General features: G+C 66.8%; 1 protein-coding gene and 1 pseudogene. One reads left to right on the forward strand and one right to left on the reverse strand.

The annotated features are described in order from the left end of the window. Nucleotides 1–321, reverse strand: a 321-nt coding sequence (locus JCM9942_RS14535; RefSeq protein WP_157722958.1) for a DUF1190 domain-containing protein, incomplete at its 3' end; no start/stop codon positions are given. A 199-nt stretch (nucleotides 322–520) separates the two neighbouring features. On the opposite strand from JCM9942_RS14535, the pseudogene ilvD reads away from it, so the two are divergent. After that, nucleotides 521–2,107: pseudogene (gene ilvD, locus JCM9942_RS14540) on the forward strand (dihydroxy-acid dehydratase); the annotation flags it as partial.

The raw sequence follows: 2,107 nt of genomic DNA on the forward strand, positions 1-2,107 counted from the left end.
CTGCGACATGAAAAAGCCCATCATCATCGGCCCGATGAACGAGGTGCCGGCGCTGGTGGTCTGCTGCACGCACTGCTCGGCCGGGTATTCCTTGGCACACTCGGCCTGGCTGGCGTACTTGGGCGCGGCGTCGGCCGCCTGCTGCTGCGCGGCGGCAAACGCCGTGCGGCACGCGGACGGATCACCGGTCGCTTCACCGCAGGCCTCCACCGAGGTGTACAGCCCTTCCTGCACCTGTACGGCTTCCTCCTTCTGGCAGGCGGTAAACAGCAGCGGCGCGGCGCTCATCAGCAGCAGTGCGGTGGTCCTGGATCGCTTCATCGTCGATTCCCCGTGAAAGTCGTTTCCGAATGATGCCCGATCCAGCGCATCGGGCGGAAATCGGCAGCGCGGTCAAACTGAATCGGCTTTCAGTTGCAGGCACGCAGACAGCGTCGCGATGGTTGCAGCTGCAACCGGGTTTTTTATGCAGAATCAATGGCCAAGGTGCCGTTGCGCCCGTTGTCGCGTTCGCTATCCCATGCCCGAATACCGTTCGAAAACCTCCACCGCCGGCCGCAACATGGCCGCGCCCGCGCCCTGTGGCGCGCCACCGGCATGACCGATGGCGACTTCCACAAGCCGATCATCGCGGTGGTCAACTCCTTCACCCAGTTCGTGCCCGGCCACGTGCACCTGAAGGACCTGGGCCAGCTGGTCGCGCGCGAGATCCAGGCCGCCGGCGGCGTGGCCAAGGAATTCAATACCATCGCCGTGGATGACGGTATCGCGATGGGCCACGACGGCATGCTGTATTCGCTGCCCAGCCGCGAGATCATCGCCGACTCGGTCGAGTACATGGCCAACGCGCACTGCGCCGATGCGCTGGTGTGCATCTCCAACTGCGACAAGATCACCCCCGGCATGCTGATGGCCGCGCTGCGCCTGAACATCCCGGTGGTGTTCGTTTCCGGCGGGCCGATGGAAGCGGGCAAGACCAAGCTGGCCGACCACAAGCTGGACCTGATCGACGCGATGGTCGCCGCCGGTGACGCCTCGATCAGCGACGAGGAAGTGGCCGCGATCGAACGCAGCGCCTGCCCCACCTGCGGCTCGTGCTCGGGCATGTTCACCGCCAACTCGATGAACTGCCTGACCGAAGCGCTGGGCCTGTCGCTGCCGGGCAACGGCACCGTGGTGGCCACCCACAGTGATCGCGAGGGCCTGTTCAAGCGCGCCGGCCGGCTGATCGTCGAACTGTGCCACCGCTGGTATGGCGGCGAGGAGGCCAGCGTGCTGCCGCGTAGCATCGCCACCTTCGAGGCGTTCGAAAACGCGATGACCCTGGATATCGCCATGGGCGGTTCCACCAACACCATCCTGCATCTGCTGGCCGCCGCGCAGGAGGCCGGGGTCGCCTTCGACCAGCGCGACATCGACCGCCTGTCGCGGCGCGTGCCGCAGCTGTGCAAGGTCGCGCCGAACTCGCCCAAGTACCACATCGAGGACGTGCACCGTGCCGGCGGCATCATGGCCATCCTCGGCGAACTGGCGCGCGGCGGCCTGCTGCACACCGAGGTGCCGACCGTGCATGCGCGCACCCTGGGCGAGGCGATTGCCCGCTGGGACATCAGCCAGACCAGCGACCAGACCGTGCACCAGTTCTACAAGGCCGGCCCGGCCGGTATTCCGACGCAGGTGGCCTTCAGCCAGTCCACGCGCTGGCCGTCGCTGGATACCGACCGCGCCAACGGCTGCATCCGCAGCGTCGCCCACGCGTTCTCCACCGAAGGCGGGCTGGCGGTGCTGTACGGCAACCTCGCCGTCGACGGCTGCGTGGTCAAGACCGCCGGCGTGGACGAATCCATCCACGTGTTCGAAGGCAATGCCCGCGTCTATGAAAGCCAGGACGCGGCGGTCAAGGGCATCCTCGGCGACGAGGTGCAGGCCGGCGATGTGGTGGTGATCCGCTACGAAGGCCCGAAGGGCGGCCCGGGCATGCAGGAGATGCTGTATCCGACCAGCTACCTCAAATCCAAAGGGCTGGGCAAAGCCTGCGCGCTGCTCACCGACGGCCGTTTCTCCGGCGGCACCTCGGGGCTGTCCATCGGCCACTGCTCGCCGGAAG

The sequence above is a fragment of the Stenotrophomonas pictorum JCM 9942 genome, assembly GCF_001310775.1.
Classification (GTDB): domain Bacteria; phylum Pseudomonadota; class Gammaproteobacteria; order Xanthomonadales; family Xanthomonadaceae; genus Stenotrophomonas; species Stenotrophomonas pictorum.